This window comes from Phaeobacter italicus, from assembly GCF_001258055.1.
GTDB lineage: Bacteria > Pseudomonadota > Alphaproteobacteria > Rhodobacterales > Rhodobacteraceae > Phaeobacter > Phaeobacter italicus.
In genome coordinates this window covers 156,740-172,981 of record NZ_CVRM01000031.1, presented here as the reverse complement: position 1 = coordinate 172,981, position 16,242 = coordinate 156,740, and the positions used below count along the sequence as shown (strand labels likewise).

Genomic DNA, 16,242 nt, shown 5'->3' with positions numbered 1-16,242 from the left:
GGAACAACCTGAGGATCATTATGCGCAAATTTCTTGTGGTACTGGATGACAGCCGTGAGTGTCTGAACGCAATGCGCTTTGCCGCAATGCGCGCCGCCAACACAGGCGGCGGTGTTGAGATCCTGTCGGTGATTCCCCCAGATGAGTTCAACCACTGGATCGGTGTTGGCGAAGTGATGCGTGAAGAGGCCCGTGAACGGATCCACGCCCATTTCGAGGTTTTCGCCAAGTGGATGCGCGACCGTCAGGGGATTGAACCCGAACTTGTCATTCGCGAAGGTGAAGCCGTTCCCGAAATCATCGCTCAGATCGAGGCAGACCCCGAAATCGGCGTTTTGGTCTTGGGCGCAGGAGATGATCGCAAAGGCCCGGGTCCGTTGGTAACACAGCTCAGCCGTTCTTCGGGCAGCCTACCTGTTCCGATCACCATCGTTCCCGGTGATCTCTCCAAGGAAAAACTCGAAGCCATCACATGAGATGGCGCCTGCCTGCCCTCACGATTTAGAATCGTTCCAAAACTTGACTTAGGCGCATCAGAGGCGCATATCTCTGCCACGCTTTAAGGAGGCCCGACATGTTCATTCAGACCGAATCCACGCCCAACCCGGCGACGCTGAAATTCCTGCCGGGCCAGACCGTACTGGAGATGGGCACCGCCGACTTCCCCAGCGCAGAGGCTGCTGGCTCTTCGCCGCTGGCGCAGCGCATCTTTGCTGTGTCCGGAGTTACCGGTGTCTTCTTCGGCAATGATTTCGTCACCGTGACGAAAGCAGACGGGGTAGAGTGGGACCACATCAAACCTGCGATCCTGGGTGCCGTGATGGAGCACTTCCAATCCGGCCAACCGGTGATCTCCGAAGGTGGGGAACAGACTTCTGGCCACGCTGAGCACACAGGTGAAGACGGCGAAATCGTCAATCAGATCAAAGAACTGCTGGACAGCCGCGTGCGCCCTGCTGTCGCGCAGGATGGTGGTGACATCACCTTCCACGGCTTTGACCGTGGTGTTGTCTATCTGCACATGCAGGGGGCCTGCGCAGGCTGTCCGTCTTCGACGCTGACCCTGAAGATGGGTATCGAAAACCTGCTGCGCCACTACATCCCCGAAGTCACAGAGGTACGCCCCGTTGCCGTCTGACGCACTCGTCCTGGGTTTTGACACATCGGCCGCGCATTGCGCGGCCGCTTTGCTACGTGGCGACGTCATCCTCGCAGAGTGCTGCGAAGAGATGGGCCGTGGTCAGGCAGAGCGCCTGATGCCACTGCTGGAAGAGGTTCTGAGCGAAGGCAATGCAGTTTGGTCAGATCTTGATGCCATCGGTGTCGGAATCGGCCCTGGCAACTTCACCGGCATTCGCATCGCAGTCTCGGCTGCGCGCGGTCTTGCATTGGGGCTTGGAATTCCTGCGGTTGGCGTGGATGGGTTCGAAAGCCGCGAGAAAACAGGGACACTCGCCGCCGTGCCTGCCCCGCGCGAGCAGGTCTACACCACGCCTCCGGGGGGCGCACCGCGGCTGATGCCACAGGCAGAGGCCGAAGTCATAGCCCGTGACAACGGGCTGACCCTGGTGGCTGAGGCAACGCCTGCGGGCCTTGCCGCTGCGATCGCACGCGCGGCTGCTGGCCGCTATCAGTCGGACACCACGCCCCCCGCACCATTGTATCTGCGTGCAGCTGATGCAGCCCCGGCGAAAGATGCTCCTCCAAGCCTGATCGACGGCTGAACGCAATGCAGACACCGACCGCTAAAACACCCCTCGCCTTGTCGCCGCGGGAAATGGCCGTGGTTCACGCTGCCGCCTTCACGAACGCGCGCCCCTGGTCAGAGGCAGAGTTCGGCTCGCTGCTGGACAGCCGGTTTGTTTTTGCTGTGGGGGACCGTCGCAGCTTTGCCCTGGGGCGGGTCATTGCGGGCGAGGCGGAATTGCTGACAATCGCAACGCGCCCTGACTGTTGGCGACAGGGGCTGGGGCGTGCCACGCTGCAGGCCTGGGTGGCAGAAGCCGTGGCCCGTGACGCAACGGAGGGTTTCCTGGAGGTGGCCGAAGACAACCGAGCAGCCCGTGCCCTGTACGTTGCACATGGATTCGCAGAGACCGGCCGACGCCCCGGATATTACGCAAGAGACGATGGGCCAGCGGTGGATGCTGTGCTAATGACGGCGACGTTACGCAAGGCCCTAGGCGCAGAATAACACCAAATGGTCAAAAAACGGTTGACCCTTTCGACCCGCTGCGGCCTAAATTGTCGCACCTTTTTTCCAGCACACGGGTTGGAACGGTCAATTTGATCGTAACAAGAAAAACAAATTGGGAGTACCCCTGATGACCCTGATGAAATCCCTGATGAGCGCTGCAGCCGCTGTAGCGCTGAGTGCAGGTGCAGCTCTGGCAGAACCGGCGCTGATCTTTGACCTCGGCGGCAAGTTCGACAAATCCTTCAACGAGGCGGCCTTTACCGGCGCGCAGCGTTGGGCAGAAGAAACCGGCGAGAGCTTCCGTGAAATCGAACTGCAGTCCGAAGCACAGCGCGAGCAGGCCCTGCGCCGTTTCGCAGAAGCTGGCGCTAACCCGATCGTAATGGCAGGCTTTGCCTTTGCTGATGCGCTGGGTCAGGTTGCCGGTGATTATCCGGACACCAAATTCGTCATCATCGACATGGTTGTTGATGCACCGAACGTCCGCTCTGTTGTCTTCAACGAGCACGAAGGCTCTTATCTGGTTGGCATGCTGGCAGCCAAGGCATCCAAGTCCGGCACCGTTGGCTTCATCGGCGGCATGGACATCCCGCTGATCCGCAAGTTCGCCTGCGGCTACGCTGAAGGCGTAAAAGCCGTGAACCCGGACGCCACCGTGATCGCTAACATGACCGGCACCACCCCGGCAGCATGGAACGACCCGGTCAAGGGCTCCGAGCTGACCAAGGCACAGATCAGCCAGGGCGCTGACGTTGTCTATGCAGCGGCAGGCGGCACCGGTGTTGGCGTTCTGCAAACCGCAGCAGACGAAGGCATCCTGTCCATCGGCGTTGACAGCAACCAGAACCACCTGCATCCGGGCAAGGTTCTGACCTCCATGATGAAGCGCGTCGACAACGCTGTTTTCCAGGCATTCTCTGATGGCCCGGATCTGCAGACCGGCTTCTCTGTCATGGGGCTCTCCAACGGTGGTGTTGGTTTCGCAGTTGACGAAAACAACGCATCGCTGATCACCGATGAGATGCAGGCAGCCGCTGATGATGCAGCCGCCAAAATCGCAACCGGTGAAATCTCCGTGCACGACTACATGTCCGACGACAGCTGCCCGGCTCTGTCGTTCTGATATCTGAACAGCACCCCCGGCCCACCCGTGATCGTTTCGAGATCGTGGTGGTGTCCGGGGGTTTCAAATTGCCCGGAGGCGGTGCCACGACTGCCTCCGGGTTTGGTTTTTCCTAGGTTGCGAAAACTTGCACAAGTTAACCAGTCACATGTGACTGGTGGGGCCTGTCGGTTGCACCAGGATGGAAAGGGGAGCCCGAATGACGGCACCAGCAATTGAACTAAAAGGCATCTCCAAGGCCTTTGGCCCGGTACAGGCCAACAAGGACATCTCGATCCGTGTTTCCCCCGGCACGATTCACGGGATCATCGGCGAGAACGGTGCTGGCAAATCAACGTTGATGAGCATCCTTTATGGCTTTTACAAAGCCGATAAGGGAGAGATCTGGATTCACGGGAAACGGACAGAGATCCCGGACAGTCAGGCGGCGATTGCTGCCGGTATCGGCATGGTGTTCCAGCACTTCAAACTGGTCGAAAACTTTACGGTTCTTGAGAACATCATCCTCGGCGCAGAGGACGGTGGGCTGTTGAAACCCTCGCTGAGCAAAGCCCGCAAAACCCTGCAGGAGCTGGCACGCGAATATGAACTGAACGTCGATCCAGACGCCCGCATCGACGAAATCGGCGTCGGCATGCAGCAGCGTGTTGAAATCCTCAAGGCGCTGTACCGGCAGGCAGATATCCTCATTCTCGACGAACCCACCGGGGTTCTGACACCTTCTGAGGCAGACCAGCTGTTCCGGATTCTGGATCGTCTGCGGGCTGAAGGCAAAACCATCATCCTGATCACGCACAAGCTGCGTGAGATCATGGAATACACCGACACGGTGTCGGTGATGCGCCGCGGTCAGATGACTGCGACGGTCAAAACCGCCGAAACCAACCCCGAACATCTCGCCGAGCTGATGGTTGGCCGCAAGGTTCTCCTACGCGTGGACAAAGTGCCCGCAGCCCCCGGCAAGCCTATCCTTGAGATCGAGAACCTCAATGTGGTCGACGAGGCCGGAGTGGCCCGCGTCAAAAACCTGAACCTGACCGTCCGGGCAGGCGAAATCGTTGGTATTGCCGGTGTTGCCGGGAACGGCCAGTCTGAACTGCTTGAGGTTCTGGGTGGCATGCGTGAAGGCCAGGGAACCATCCGTCTGAATGGCAACCCTCTCCCGCTGTCCGGCAAAGGATCTGATGCACGGGCGCGACGGGCCTCTCATGTGGCCCACGTCCCCGAAGACCGCCAGCGTGAAGGTCTCATCATGGATTTCCACGCCTGGGAAAACGTGGCCTTCGGCTATCACCATGCTTCGGAATACCAAAGCGGGCTGTTGATGAACAACGCGGCCCTGCGCGCTGACACCGAGGCCAAGATGGAGAAATTCGACGTACGCCCGCCAGACCCGTGGTTGGCGGCCAAGAACTTCTCTGGTGGCAACCAGCAAAAGATCGTCGTTGCGCGCGAGATCGAACGCAACCCTGACCTTTTGCTGATTGGTCAGCCAACGCGTGGTGTCGACATCGGCGCGATTGAATTCATTCACAAGCAAATCGTGGAACTCCGCGACCAGGGCAAAGCTGTCCTGCTGGTGTCTGTGGAACTGGAAGAGATCCTGTCTCTGTCCGACCGGGTTGCTGTGATGTTTGACGGGATGATCATGGGCGAGCGCCCGGCCGATCAGACCGATGAGAAAGAGCTCGGCCTGTTGATGGCCGGTGTCGCGGGGGAGGCCGCGTAAATGGATAAGATGCCTAAATGGGCCGACGTGGTGCTGATCCCGCTGATCAGCCTCATCCTGGCCGCACTTCTGTCTGCCCTGGTGATCCTGGGCATTGGCGAAGACCCGATCGCCGCCGTCAAACTCATGGTGTCCGGCGCGCTGGGGTCGACCTATGGCTGGGGCTACACGCTCTATTATGCCACAAACTTCCTGTTCACGGGCCTTGCGGTCTCTGTCGCGTTCCACGCCCGCCTGTTCAACATCGGTGGCGAAGGTCAAGCGATGCTTGGCGGTCTGGGTGTGGCACTCGTCTGCCTCTACATTCCTTGGCCCCACTGGTCGCTGGCGCTGATCTTTGCCAGCCTTGGTGCAGCCCTGTTCGGTGCAGCATGGGCCGCCATTCCGGCCTATCTGCAAGCAAAGCGCGGCAGCCACATCGTTATCACTACCATCATGTTCAATTTCATCGCTGCTGCGGTGTTGAACTATGTGCTGGTGAACCTTCTGCGTCCCGTGGGCTCTATGGATCCGGCAACTGCTCGCTTCCCCGAAGCGGTGCACCTGCCGTCGCTGCATGAACTTCTGGCCCCTCTTGGGATCGCATTCTCTAAATCTGCACCAGCCAACGTCAGCTTTGTGCTGGCGATCGTTGCCTGCTTTGCAGTTTGGCTGCTGATCTGGCGCACCAAGCTCGGCTACGAAATCCGCGCCTACGGCAACTCTGAACCCGGCGCGCTTTATGCCGGCATCTCGCCGGTCAAGATCACCATGATTGCGATGCTGATCTCTGGTGGTCTCGCTGGCATGATGGCCACCAACAACGTGATGGGTGAGGCAGAGCGCCTGGTTCTGAATTCCACCGAGGGTGCGGGCTTTATCGGGATTGCGGTTGCCTTGATGGGCCGCAGCCATCCCTTTGGCGTGTTCCTGGCCGCGATCCTCTTTGGTTTCCTTTATCAGGGTGGTGCCGAACTCGCGCTGTGGACCTCCATTCCGCGCGAACTCATCGTCGTCATTCAGGCTCTCGTGATCCTGTTCACGGGTGCGCTGGACAACATGGTTCGCGTACCGCTTGAAAAGGCGTTCCTTGCACTGCGTCGGGAGAAAGCATGATGGATTTTCTGACTCTGATCCAAGTGCTGGACAGCACCGTCCGTCTGGCAACGCCGCTGCTTCTGGCCTGTTTGGCTGGTCTGTTCTCTGAACGTGCCGGCATCTTTGACATCGGCCTTGAAGGCAAAATGCTGATGGCTGCGTTTTTCTCAGCCGCTGTGGCTGCGACCACTGGCAACGTATGGCTTGGGCTTCTGGCCGGCATTGCCTCTTCGCTGGTTCTGGCTGGCCTGCACGGGCTTGCCTCCATCACCTTCCGAGGCAATCAGCTGATCTCGGGCGTTGCGATCAATTTCCTTGCTGCGGGTATGACAGTCTTGATCGCACAGGACTGGTTCCAGCAGGGCGGGCGCACACCCTCGCTGATCTCAGGGGGGCGGTTTGAACCGATCACCCTGCCCTTTGCCAACGCTGTCGAAGGGGTTCCAGTTCTTGGCCCGATCTACAGCGAGCTGCTGTCGGGGCATTCCATTCTGGTCTATCTCGCCTTCCTCGCCGTCCCTGCGACTGCTTGGATCCTGTTTGGCACCCGCTTTGGTCTGCGCCTGCGCGCCGTGGGCGAAAACCCCGCAGCGGTCGATACAGCAGGCGTTTCCGTGGTGGGCCTGCGCTATGCAGCCGTGATGATCTGCGGCCTGCTCTGCGGTATCGCTGGCGCATATCTTGCCACAGCGCTGCAGGCAGGGTTCGTGAAGGACATGACCGCTGGCCGTGGCTTTATCGCACTGGCTGCCCTGATCTTTGCCAAGTGGCGCCCTTGGCACGCGCTTGGTGCCTGTCTGCTGTTTGGCCTGTTGCAGGCGGTGGCCCTGCGGTTCCAGAACATCGAGCTGGGTTCGATCGTGATCCCGGTGCAGTTCATGGACGCCCTGCCTTACATCCTGACCGTCGTGATCCTCGCCGGTTTTGTCGGCAAGGCAATCCCACCCAAGGCAGGTGGCGAACCCTATGTGAAGGAACGCTGAGACCGGGTGCGAGCCCATGTCTCCAATCGCGTCAAAACGCCCGGCATCGTCCGGGCGTTTTCTTTTGACTACCAGCTATCCGCGCCTTCCCTGCCTGCAACGCAGGCGATGAGGCGGCACATAGGTCCAGTTTTTTCCTGTTAGTCAGTCCTGTTTTCTGCGCAGCGGCATCGGCAGTTGATTTTGGTCTGGGCCTGCGCTCTAACACAGGTATGCAGATCTATCTCCCCATCGCCGAAGTTTCGGTCAACGCGTTCTTGCTCTTGGGCCTTGGCGGCATGGTCGGAATCCTCTCCGGCATGTTTGGCGTGGGCGGCGGTTTTCTGATGACACCGCTTCTGTTCTTTATCGGCATCCCCCCTGCGGTCGCTGTCGCAACCGAGGCAAACCAGATCGTCGCGTCGTCCTTTTCCGGTGTCCTCGCACATTTCCGAAGACGAACTGTCGACATCAAGATGGGGTTGGTCCTGCAGGTGGGCGGCTTGATAGGCGCGGCGCTCGGCGTGGTGGTCTTCAACTACCTCAAGGCGCTTGGCCAAGTCGATCTGCTGGTCAAACTGTGCTATGTCGTGTTCCTCGGCGTTGTTGGCGCCTTGATGTTCATCGAAAGCCTGAACGCCATCCGCAAATCAAAAAAGGCCGGCGGCACGGCACCAGCTGCACGTCGTCAACGGGGCTGGGTTCACGCGCTGCCGTTCAAGATGCGGTTCCGCACCTCCGGGCTTTATATCTCTGTGATTCCACCGATCCTTGTTGGGGTCTGCGTCGGTATCCTTGCCGCGATCATGGGTGTCGGCGGCGGTTTCATCATGGTGCCCGCAATGATCTATATCCTCGGCATGCCGACCAAAGTTGTCGTGGGCACGTCGTTGTTCCAGATCATCCTGGTGACCGCCTTTACGACGATGCTCCACGCCACCACGAACTACACGGTTGATATCGTTCTCGCGGTCCTTCTGCTGATCGGGGGCGTGATCGGCGCGCAAATCGGGACGCGGATCGGCGTCTATCTCAAGGCAGAACAACTGCGCATTCTGCTTGCGATCATGGTTCTGGCCGTTTGCATCAAACTTGGTCTCGACCTCTTGCTGATGCCATCCGACCTGTACTCGCTCGGCAGCGAAGGGGGGCACTGAAATGGCCCGCAGCTCCCGTCTCTGTAATGTTCTGAACAACGCAAAGCATCACCTGATTGCAGCGGTGACATTGGCCTCTTTCACTCTTGCAGCGCCGCTGGCCGCTCAGAACAAATCCGGCTCGACCGGCGAAGAGGTTGTGCTTGGTCTCAGCAAGGACCGGGTGGCGATCACCGCAACCTTTGATGGCTCCGAAATCCTCGTCTTTGGCGCCGTCAAACGTGAAACGCCAATTCCGACCGGCGCGCCGCTGCAAGTGGTCGTGGCAGTGTCTGGCCCTGCCTCACCTGTCATGGTTCGGCGCAAGGAAAAAAAGCTCGGCATCTGGGTTAACACCGACAGCGTGCTGGTGGACTCGGCCCCCAGCTTTTATGCCATCGCCACAAGCGCGCCATTCTCGGATGTCCTGACAGATACCGAGGATCTGCGCTATCGCGTCTCAATCGAGCGGGCTATTCGCTCAGTCGGGGCCGGCATGCATATTCGCGGCGCCCAGGATTTTGCCGAAGCGGTCATCCGTATCCGGACCCAGGATGATCTCTACTCGCTGCGGGAAAACACCGTCGCAGTGGACGAAGAAACCCTGTTCCGCACCGCAATCGACATGCCTGCCAATCTGACAGAAGGGGCCTATCGCACGCGAATTTACCTGACGCGTGGCGGCGAGGTTGTCGCGCAATACGAGACGACCATTGACGTTGATAAGGTCGGGTTGGAGCGTTTTCTCTACTCCATGTCGCGCGAACAGCCGTTTCTTTACGGTCTGATGTCACTGGCCATTGCAATCGCCGCCGGCTGGGGGGCTTCGGCCGCGTTCAGATTGCTGCGCAACAGCTGATCCGTCAGCCCCGCCCGATATAGGGCATCTTTGTTGCCATCACCGTCATGAACTGCACGTTGGCTTCCAGCGGCAGCTTGGCCATGTGCAGGACCGACCGCGCAGCATCCGCAACATCGAAACTGTGCATCGGCTCTGCGTCCGGATTGGCCTCGGCATGGCGCCTCGCCAGATCGTCCACCATCGGTGTGCTGGCATTGCCGATGTCAATCTGTCCGCAAGCGATGTCAAACGGGCGGCCATCCAGAGACAAGCTCCTGGTCAGGCCGGTAATGGCGGCCTTGGTCGCTGCGTAAGGCGCAGAGTTGGGGCGCGGAACATAGGCCGCGATAGAACCGTTGTTGATGATCCGGCCGCCGCCAGGTGATTGCTGACGCATCTGACGAAATGCGGCCCGAGCGGCCAGAAACATTCCATTGAGGTTCACATTCACAGAGGCGAACCAATCCTCCAGCGGGATTTCATCAATCGTGCCCGGAGGTGTGAAAATCCCCGCATTGTTGAACAAGACGTCGATCCGTCCAGTTTTTTCGACGAACCGGGCGAATGCCGCATCGACAGCGGCAACATCTGTCACGTCCGCAGGCAGAACATGCGCATTGGAATGGCCTGCCGCAATCTCTTCCAGCTTGTCTGCTCTACGGGCCAGCAGCCCGACCTGCCATCCCTCGTTCAGGAACTCTTCTGCCACCGCACGGCCAATGCCTGAGCTTGCGCCGGTGATAAGAATGCTCCCCTTGGATCCCGATACGGTCGTCATTCTGCGCTTTCCTCTTGCATCTCCAACGTCAGCGCACCGGCCGGAACCGCCCGCAGGTCATCGACCTGCAACGGTCCGGTGGGCTTTGCCAAACGGTTGCGGACCACCCAGATCAGCCGCTCCTGCGCGCGTGTGATCGCCACATATGCGAGCCGCTTCCACAAGGGTTGACCTGCCTCGACCCGCCCCATCCGCGCCGCGGCGTAGATATCGGGGGCAAAGACCTGCGCAGTCGGCCACTGCGAGCCTTGTGCCTTGTGGATCGTGACCGCAGCGCCGTGCAGAAAGGCCGCGCCCATCCTCGCAGCAAATGGGATAAAGGGCTCTTCCTCGTCCGGTTTTTCAATCTTGACGATGGACGCCGCAGAGACCTGCGGATCTTCGGCCCCCATCACATGCAGTCGAGAAAATCCCGGTTTGCGACCTGGACCGAGATAGATCACCTGCGCCCCTTTGATGAGGCCACGAGCCTCAAGATCCAGACGTTTTTTGCGATGCTTCATTGGCAGCTCAATTCCGTCGCAGATCAGCGGCTCACCTGCCAACAGGCTGTCTTCTGGCGCGCCGTGCACTGCGCGAAAGGCATTGATCAGCCGGATCCGCGTATTGTTGCGCCAAACCAGAACAGGCGACCGCGCCATCAGATCCACCTCAACCCGCTGCCCCCAGACCACACGCTCATCCTGGCGCGACAGATCCTCGACCATGCGTTCGAAATCCTCAAAGCCCAGCTGCGGGTCAGCCAGCGCATGTGCGAGATCAAGAATGGGGTTGCCCGCCTCCTGCCGGTGGATGCGGTTCAAAACCAACTTTCGGTCGTCCGGCAGTGTTTCAAAAACCATAGCCCCGGATTGGTTGACCGGCGCGAGCTGCGCGGGATCTCCAAACAACAACAGTGTCGGAAAGATCTCCTTCAAATCCTGAAACTGCCGGTCATCCAGCATCGAGGCTTCGTCGATGAAGCCGATATCCAGTGGCTCGTCCCTGCGTTTCCAGCCTGTGATAAAATCTGAGCCACGCAAGCCCGCAGCAGCCAACGCGCCCGGAATGGATTTGTTCTTTTCATAGAACGCCTTGGCCCGCTCCAGTGCTTCCTCGGTCAGACCTTCTATCTCCGGCTGGTCCCCGGTTCCGGCCAGCCATTCCGCGATTTTTTCGTACTCCGGGTCATAGACCGGCGTATAGAGAATGCGGTGGATGGTGGTCGCGGGCACTCCCCTGAGCCGCAGAACACTCGCGGCCTTGTTGGTTGGTGCAAGGATGGCAAGGGTGCGCCGGTCTTCGCTTTTTTTGCGACTTTCATAGTCGCCCGAAACGACATCAACCCCGGCATTTTCCAACGCCTTGTACAGTTCGGCCAAAAGCAGGGTCTTACCGGAGCCCGCCTTGCCGATCACGGCCATGGCCCCGCCATCCCCGCGCGGTGGATGAAGCAGGTCGTCTTCAAGATCGACCCCTGCATCATGCAGGAGCGCACTGACCCGATCAAAGGCAACGGCCTGATCGTCGGAGAATTGAATGGGTGTCGCGTTCATGGCGCGACCCTACAGTTGCGGGGGCGTCTGCACCAGAGCTGACGCCCCCCAACCACTGCTCTTTACGCTTAGCCAACCATCGCGACCGGGCCCGGCATCCCGATCCCGCCAAAGGACAGATCAAACCACAGGGTCGAGAGTTCGGTGGTCAAACCCGCACGCAGAGCCACACGTTGGTAGGCCTCCAGCGAATAGTCCCAAAGCCCCAGGCAAATTCTGTCGCGGCCCTGCCCCATTGTGCCGACAACCTCGGGGCTGAACCCAAGCGACCGGTAGATGCGGACCATTCGTCGGTCAAAAACACCGGCGAAATGGGCGATGTTGAAATTGCGCATGATCTCAAGGCCACCCAACGTCAACGCACCAGCCACGTTGCCGCTGCTCTCTCGCGATAGACAAAAACGGGTACATTCCCAAATCAACGGACTGCAGATCGGCTGATTGCCAGTCAGCTGTGGGAATACATCGTTTACCATGATTGGGCCGGTTGATGGCAAAAACCGCATCGATCCACCGTGGGTTCCGTTCGAATTTTCCCAAATCACATAAAGCGGGTCGAGCGCATCATAAGAGTCGCGCTCTTCTCCCGCGTCATCGACATCGACATCCCACCCCAACCGGGTTTTGAACTGATCGGCGCGGTCCTGAAACATGGATTGAGCGAGTTTCGGATGGCGTGGCAGGTCGTGCGCATAGACGTAACGAAGCATAACTAGTCCCCTTTTAATAGAAAAGTGAGACAAGGTTACGCCCATTACGGGATTTCAACTATAAGGTTAATAAAAGTTAACCAGCACACCGGTCTAGATGATAATCAGACCCAGACTTAGCGCCCGCGCAATCGCGTGTGTGGTGTTGATTGCGCCAAGTTTGAAACGCGCGCTCTCGATATAGACACGCAATGTATGCTCGGAAATCGACAGCGTCTGCGCCACCTGCGCCCGGCTGTATCCCATTGCCAGCAGGGTCAACGCATCAATTTCGCGCGGCGACAGGGGTTGAACCTGACCAGGCCCGCGGTCTGGTTCGAATTCCAGCACCTTGCGGTTCAGATAGTGGCCCATCAGGATCAGGTCACGACTGTGGCGTTCGATAAAATTGTCCCAGGTCGCGTCATCACAATTGTTGCTGACCGTGAACAGGGCAAACTGACCCTTTGGCCCACGGATCGGGATAGAATAGCCTTGGTTCCCGACATCGTGGTCACGGGCATCCTGCATGAACTCGCGCGCGGGTTTTGAAGACCAATCAAGCCGACGCCAATCCACCGGGTGAAATCTCTGGTAGCAGCCGATGATGACTGGATCGACGCGGACATAGGATTTTTCCTGATATCGCGCGACCCACTCATCCTTGTAGGTGCCGAAGTAATAGTGATCGCCAGCACTATCGACCCAGTGGTACATAGCATGATCCACGCCAAAACTCTCGCAGACCCGCTCAACAATCTCGCGCAGACCATCCACAGTGGAGGCTGCGTCCAGCATCTCAAGAATGAAATCCAGGTTAACTTTGGGTGCCATCAGGTTTCTGCGTTCTCATTTTGGGCCACCAATCAGCGGCGTAGAATCTCACACCCTCATTCTAGAAGAGTTGCGGGACTTAAAGTAGGGCCAGGAGTCCTTCCGCGGCGGCAACAGGTCAGCTTCGGCATGAAAAACCAGAGCCTTTCAGCACACTTAGACCAAAACATACCAATCTGCGCCACCCTCCTACGACCAAAGTACCATCTCTTGTCAGAAACGCCATTCTGCCTGCAATAGAGCGGCATTTCTCGGCGCACCGAAAGGAAATGCCACAGATTGCGCATGGCAACCCGTGGCAACACTGTTTGCAAAGCGGGAGAGGCGACGGGATCGCCTCAACCGGGATTAGCTTTCCAAGACGTCTTCCAGTGTCCGCAGCCCCGTTTTCGGGGCCTGAACCAGCACCGACATGTTGCCCGGGAGATGCTCGTTGCGCAGCATCTTCATGTGCGCCTCAGGCAGGTCTTTCCACGTGAACACCTCGGACATGCAGGGATCGAGACGACGCTCGCACATAAGTTTGTTCGCTGCGGCGGCCTGCTTGAGGTGGGCAAAATGCGAACCCTGCAGGCGTTTCTGGTGCATCCACATGTAACGCACGTCAAAGGTCAGATTGTAACCGGTGGTCCCGGCGCAGATCACGACCATACCACCCTTTTTCACCACGAAGGTCGAAACGGGGAAGGTGCTTTCGCCAGGGTGTTCGAACACCATGTCGACATTGTTGCCCTTGCCGGTGATGTCCCAGATCGCCTTGCCGAACTTGCGCGCCTCTTTGAACCACTCGGCATATTCCGGCGTGTTCACTGTCGGCAGCTGACCCCAGCAGTTGAAGTCCTTGCGGTTCAGAACACCCTTGGCACCCAGCCCCATGACAAAGTCACGCTTGCTTTCGTCCGAGATCACGCCGATGGCGTTGGCGCCAGCCGTGTTGATCAGCTGAATCGCATAGGATCCAAGGCCACCCGAAGCACCCCAGACCAGAACGTTCTGGCCCGGCTTCAGGTCGTGCGGCTCATGGCCGAACAGCATCCGGTAGGCAGTGGCCAGCGTCAGCGTGTAGCAGGCGCTTTCTTCCCAGGTCAGGTGCTTAGGGCGCGGCATCAGCTGCTGGGCCTGCACATTGGTGAACTGCGCAAAGGAGCCATCGGGGGTTTCGTAGCCCCAGATGCGCTGGCTGGGGGAATACATCGGGTCGCCGCCATTGCATTCCTCGTCGTCGCCATCGTCCTGGTTGCAATGGATGACCACCTCATCGCCCACTTTCCAGCGGGTGACTTTGGACCCGACGGCCCAGACGATGCCAGAGGCATCAGACCCAGCGATATGATACGGGGCTTTGTGGCCGTCGAACGGAGAAATCGGTTTGCCCAAGGCCGCCCAAACGCCGTTGTAGTTGACCCCGGCAGCCATCACGAGAACCAGTACTTCGTGGCTGTCCAGCTCCGGCACATCGACGACTTCCTGAACCATCGCAGTGTCTGGTGTGCCGTGGCGTTCTTGACGGATTGCCCAAGCGTACATCTTCTTGGGCACATATCCCATCGGAGGGATTTCACCGATCTCGTAAAGCTCTTTCTCAGGGGCCTCGTAGGTGAGAGCGCCGTTTTGCGTGTCCAAAGCCATGCTGGCCTCCTTTTCATCCGCTGTTGCCGCGATGCAGAATCGCAGCTGCTACCTAGGGGATAAAATCCACTAAGCAACATTGCAACACAAATTATGCCCATTGGGTAATTTTATAACCGAGCGAACGCAGCGTGATATTTTGCACACGCAGCATTTCAGCCCGTCATGCTTGCTCTTCCCGGATGAGGTGGGCAATGGAATTGGCATAGAAGGCCAGCATGTCACGTTGCGTCTCTTTGACCTTGTAGGTCCCGCGCAGCTCTTCCAGAACGCCATGATCCACCAACTGACGCAGCCCAACTTCTACAGCGTAGCTGCGGTTATCTCTGGGGGTATGCACATGGGCTGAGGGCATGCGAGCCAGTAGATCGCTCACTGCGTGATCGACCGCGGACCTGCTGACGCTCTCGCCTTTCTCCGCGAAGTTCGCAATGGCCGAGGCCACCAGAGGTACGGGCAACACTGGGACCGCCTCTCCGATGCGGTTCATCAACTCAATCGCCAGATCTGTCGGGGAGTTCGCCTCCGCCCGCCCGAGGGCAAAGTCACGCATGCTCAGCGGACGGCCAAAGCTCACGGCAGCATAGCCAAAACGCTTGTAGCGGCCTGTGATCCACAACCATAACTGCCGCAGAATTCGGATCGCGACTACATGAATGCGTGCTCTGAACCGGCGGTCCCCCGCACGCGCCGCAGACGTCAGGATCTTGTCCTCCAAAACCCTGTCGTAGTTGAGCGCGACGGGAACGAAAACCACATCACGGCCCTCTTCTCCCTCTTCCAGCTGGCCGTCGACTATGTACTTAAGCAATCCCACCTTCGGTTCAGCCAGCGCGCCATCCAGGCTCAATCCGCCCTCCGGAAACATGGCCTGGGTGACCCCGTTCTGGGTTGCCAGCCGAACATAGGTCGCCAAAACCCTGCGGTAGAGATCATTACGCGAGCGCCTGCGAATGAAATACGCGCCCATCGCTCGGATCAGCCGGGACAGCGGCCAGACACGCGCCCATTCCCCCACGGCATAGGACAGCGCAGAGTGATCCGCTGCGAGGTAGGTGATCAACACGTAGTCCATGTTGGACCTGTGGTTCATCACATAGACCACTGTCGCCTCTGGATCGATGCCATCCACCGCCTGCTTGTCCAGATGGGTCAGCCTCACCCGAAACAAGGCGTTCGACAGAAATCGCGCGAGGCGAATCGCGATGCTGAAATAAGCCACGGCTGAAAACGATGGGACGATTTCACGGGCATATCGCCGGGCTTCTTCAAAGGCGACATTTTCCGGGATGCCATTTGCCTTGGCATGGTCTGCCATCGCTTGGGCCACTTGCGGATCGTAGATCAACCGCTGGATCATGTCGTATCGGCGCGCCAACTTGAATGGCTGGATCGGCCGCTGCAACCGCCGGTTCAACCGCACCACGGCCCTCTCCAGCCTACGCCGAAAAAACCACCGCACCGATGGGAACAGGAAGTGCGACGCAAATGTGACCGCTGCAAACAGCAAGATCAGCACAAAAAGCCAAAGCGGAAGTTCCACCGTCTGCGTCATGCGAGGACAGTCGCCCAGCTTAGGCTGCAACACAAGGCAATTGCGTCCGCCCCGGCACTGCGCGCCAGCTGCTTCCCGACTTGTGACCACAAGAAATGGGAACAGGAAACAAGCTGTGACGCACCATGCCGCAATGCAGCGAATTGACAAGGGTCTA

General features: G+C 58.8%; 16 protein-coding genes. 10 read left to right on the top strand and 6 right to left on the bottom strand.

What is annotated here, in order from left to right; genetic code table 11:
- Positions 1–20: 20 nt before the first annotated feature.
- The 10 genes from NIT7645_RS12155 (at position 21) to NIT7645_RS12110 (ending at position 9,083) form a co-directional block, all read left to right on the top strand.
- Positions 21–476: a universal stress protein gene (locus NIT7645_RS12155; protein ID WP_008563204.1), complete on the top strand. Its 456-nt coding sequence runs from the start codon at positions 21–23 to the stop codon at positions 474–476.
- Between the two features lie 98 nt (positions 477–574).
- Positions 575–1,138, top strand: a complete 564-nt coding sequence (locus NIT7645_RS12150; protein WP_008559522.1) for a NifU family protein — start codon at positions 575–577, stop codon at positions 1,136–1,138.
- Positions 1,128–1,724 (top strand): tRNA (adenosine(37)-N6)-threonylcarbamoyltransferase complex dimerization subunit type 1 TsaB, encoded by a 597-nt coding sequence (gene tsaB / locus NIT7645_RS12145; protein WP_037302565.1) that lies wholly within the window; start codon positions 1,128–1,130, stop codon positions 1,722–1,724. Before NIT7645_RS12150 ends, tsaB begins: the two co-directional genes overlap by 11 nt.
- Before the next feature lie 53 nt (positions 1,725–1,777).
- On the top strand, positions 1,778–2,194 hold the full coding sequence (locus NIT7645_RS12140; RefSeq protein ID WP_008562402.1) for a GNAT family N-acetyltransferase: 417 nt from the start codon (positions 1,778–1,780) through the stop codon (positions 2,192–2,194).
- A gap of 130 nt (positions 2,195–2,324) precedes the next feature.
- Complete coding sequence (locus tag NIT7645_RS12135) at positions 2,325–3,320, top strand: BMP family lipoprotein (protein ID WP_008559698.1); 996 nt, start codon at positions 2,325–2,327, stop codon at positions 3,318–3,320.
- A gap of 199 nt (positions 3,321–3,519) precedes the next feature.
- Entirely contained in the window at positions 3,520–5,049 is a 1,530-nt protein-coding gene (locus NIT7645_RS12130; protein ID WP_008558928.1) for an ABC transporter ATP-binding protein, read from the top strand.
- The gene (locus tag NIT7645_RS12125; RefSeq protein ID WP_037302566.1) at positions 5,050–6,144 is read left to right on the top strand and encodes an ABC transporter permease; all 1,095 of its coding nucleotides are present in this window, start codon (positions 5,050–5,052) and stop codon (positions 6,142–6,144) included.
- A complete protein-coding gene (locus NIT7645_RS12120) occupies positions 6,144–7,109 on the top strand; it encodes an ABC transporter permease (RefSeq protein ID WP_008562104.1) in 966 nt (321 codons plus the stop codon). The genes NIT7645_RS12125 and NIT7645_RS12120 overlap by 1 nt, the downstream gene beginning before the upstream one ends.
- 212 nt (positions 7,110–7,321) lie before the next feature.
- Positions 7,322–8,245, top strand: coding sequence for a sulfite exporter TauE/SafE family protein (locus NIT7645_RS12115; protein WP_008559789.1), 924 nt, complete (start codon positions 7,322–7,324; stop codon positions 8,243–8,245).
- Between the two features lies 1 nt (position 8,246).
- Positions 8,247–9,083 (top strand): TIGR02186 family protein, encoded by an 837-nt coding sequence (locus NIT7645_RS12110; RefSeq protein ID WP_008562760.1) that lies wholly within the window; start codon positions 8,247–8,249, stop codon positions 9,081–9,083.
- A gap of 4 nt (positions 9,084–9,087) precedes the next feature.
- On the opposite strand, the gene NIT7645_RS12105 is transcribed toward NIT7645_RS12110, so the two are convergent.
- From NIT7645_RS12105 to NIT7645_RS12080, 6 genes are all read right to left on the bottom strand, one after another.
- Positions 9,088–9,843, bottom strand: coding sequence for an SDR family oxidoreductase (locus NIT7645_RS12105; protein ID WP_008561860.1), 756 nt, complete (start codon positions 9,841–9,843; stop codon positions 9,088–9,090).
- Positions 9,840–11,378, bottom strand: coding sequence for an ATP-dependent DNA helicase (locus NIT7645_RS12100; RefSeq protein WP_008561392.1), 1,539 nt, complete (start codon positions 11,376–11,378; stop codon positions 9,840–9,842). The genes NIT7645_RS12105 and NIT7645_RS12100 overlap by 4 nt, the downstream gene beginning before the upstream one ends.
- A 68-nt stretch (positions 11,379–11,446) precedes the next feature.
- Positions 11,447–12,088, bottom strand: a complete 642-nt coding sequence (locus NIT7645_RS12095) for an acyl-homoserine-lactone synthase (RefSeq protein WP_008561817.1) — start codon at positions 12,086–12,088, stop codon at positions 11,447–11,449.
- Between the two features lie 93 nt (positions 12,089–12,181).
- Positions 12,182–12,901: a helix-turn-helix transcriptional regulator gene (locus tag NIT7645_RS12090; protein ID WP_008562241.1), complete on the bottom strand. Its 720-nt coding sequence runs from the start codon at positions 12,899–12,901 to the stop codon at positions 12,182–12,184.
- Positions 12,902–13,249: 348 nt separating this feature from the next.
- The gene (gene ccrA, locus NIT7645_RS12085) at positions 13,250–14,530 is read right to left on the bottom strand and encodes a crotonyl-CoA carboxylase/reductase (protein ID WP_008558906.1); all 1,281 of its coding nucleotides are present in this window, start codon (positions 14,528–14,530) and stop codon (positions 13,250–13,252) included.
- 163 nt (positions 14,531–14,693) lie between these two features.
- The gene (locus tag NIT7645_RS12080) at positions 14,694–16,085 is read right to left on the bottom strand and encodes a 1-acyl-sn-glycerol-3-phosphate acyltransferase (protein ID WP_037302567.1); all 1,392 of its coding nucleotides are present in this window, start codon (positions 16,083–16,085) and stop codon (positions 14,694–14,696) included.
- Positions 16,086–16,242: the final 157 nt, after the last annotated feature.

Coding starts and splice junctions, on each gene's coding strand:
- NIT7645_RS12135 (WP_008559698.1), top strand. CDS start 2,325: ATGACCCTGATGAAATCCCTGATGAGCGCTGCAGCCGCTGTAGCGCTG.
- NIT7645_RS12095 (WP_008561817.1), bottom strand. CDS start 12,088: ATGCTTCGTTACGTCTATGCGCACGACCTGCCACGCCATCCGAAACTC.
- NIT7645_RS12115 (WP_008559789.1), top strand. CDS start 7,322: ATGCAGATCTATCTCCCCATCGCCGAAGTTTCGGTCAACGCGTTCTTG.
- NIT7645_RS12080 (WP_037302567.1), bottom strand. CDS start 16,085: ATGACGCAGACGGTGGAACTTCCGCTTTGGCTTTTTGTGCTGATCTTG.
- ccrA (WP_008558906.1), bottom strand. CDS start 14,530: ATGGCTTTGGACACGCAAAACGGCGCTCTCACCTACGAGGCCCCTGAG.
- NIT7645_RS12110 (WP_008562760.1), top strand. CDS start 8,247: ATGGCCCGCAGCTCCCGTCTCTGTAATGTTCTGAACAACGCAAAGCAT.
- NIT7645_RS12155 (WP_008563204.1), top strand. CDS start 21: ATGCGCAAATTTCTTGTGGTACTGGATGACAGCCGTGAGTGTCTGAAC.
- NIT7645_RS12150 (WP_008559522.1), top strand. CDS start 575: ATGTTCATTCAGACCGAATCCACGCCCAACCCGGCGACGCTGAAATTC.
- NIT7645_RS12125 (WP_037302566.1), top strand. CDS start 5,050: ATGGATAAGATGCCTAAATGGGCCGACGTGGTGCTGATCCCGCTGATC.
- NIT7645_RS12105 (WP_008561860.1), bottom strand. CDS start 9,843: ATGACGACCGTATCGGGATCCAAGGGGAGCATTCTTATCACCGGCGCA.
- NIT7645_RS12100 (WP_008561392.1), bottom strand. CDS start 11,378: ATGAACGCGACACCCATTCAATTCTCCGACGATCAGGCCGTTGCCTTT.
- NIT7645_RS12140 (WP_008562402.1), top strand. CDS start 1,778: ATGGCCGTGGTTCACGCTGCCGCCTTCACGAACGCGCGCCCCTGGTCA.
- NIT7645_RS12120 (WP_008562104.1), top strand. CDS start 6,144: ATGGATTTTCTGACTCTGATCCAAGTGCTGGACAGCACCGTCCGTCTG.
- NIT7645_RS12090 (WP_008562241.1), bottom strand. CDS start 12,901: ATGGCACCCAAAGTTAACCTGGATTTCATTCTTGAGATGCTGGACGCA.
- NIT7645_RS12130 (WP_008558928.1), top strand. CDS start 3,520: ATGACGGCACCAGCAATTGAACTAAAAGGCATCTCCAAGGCCTTTGGC.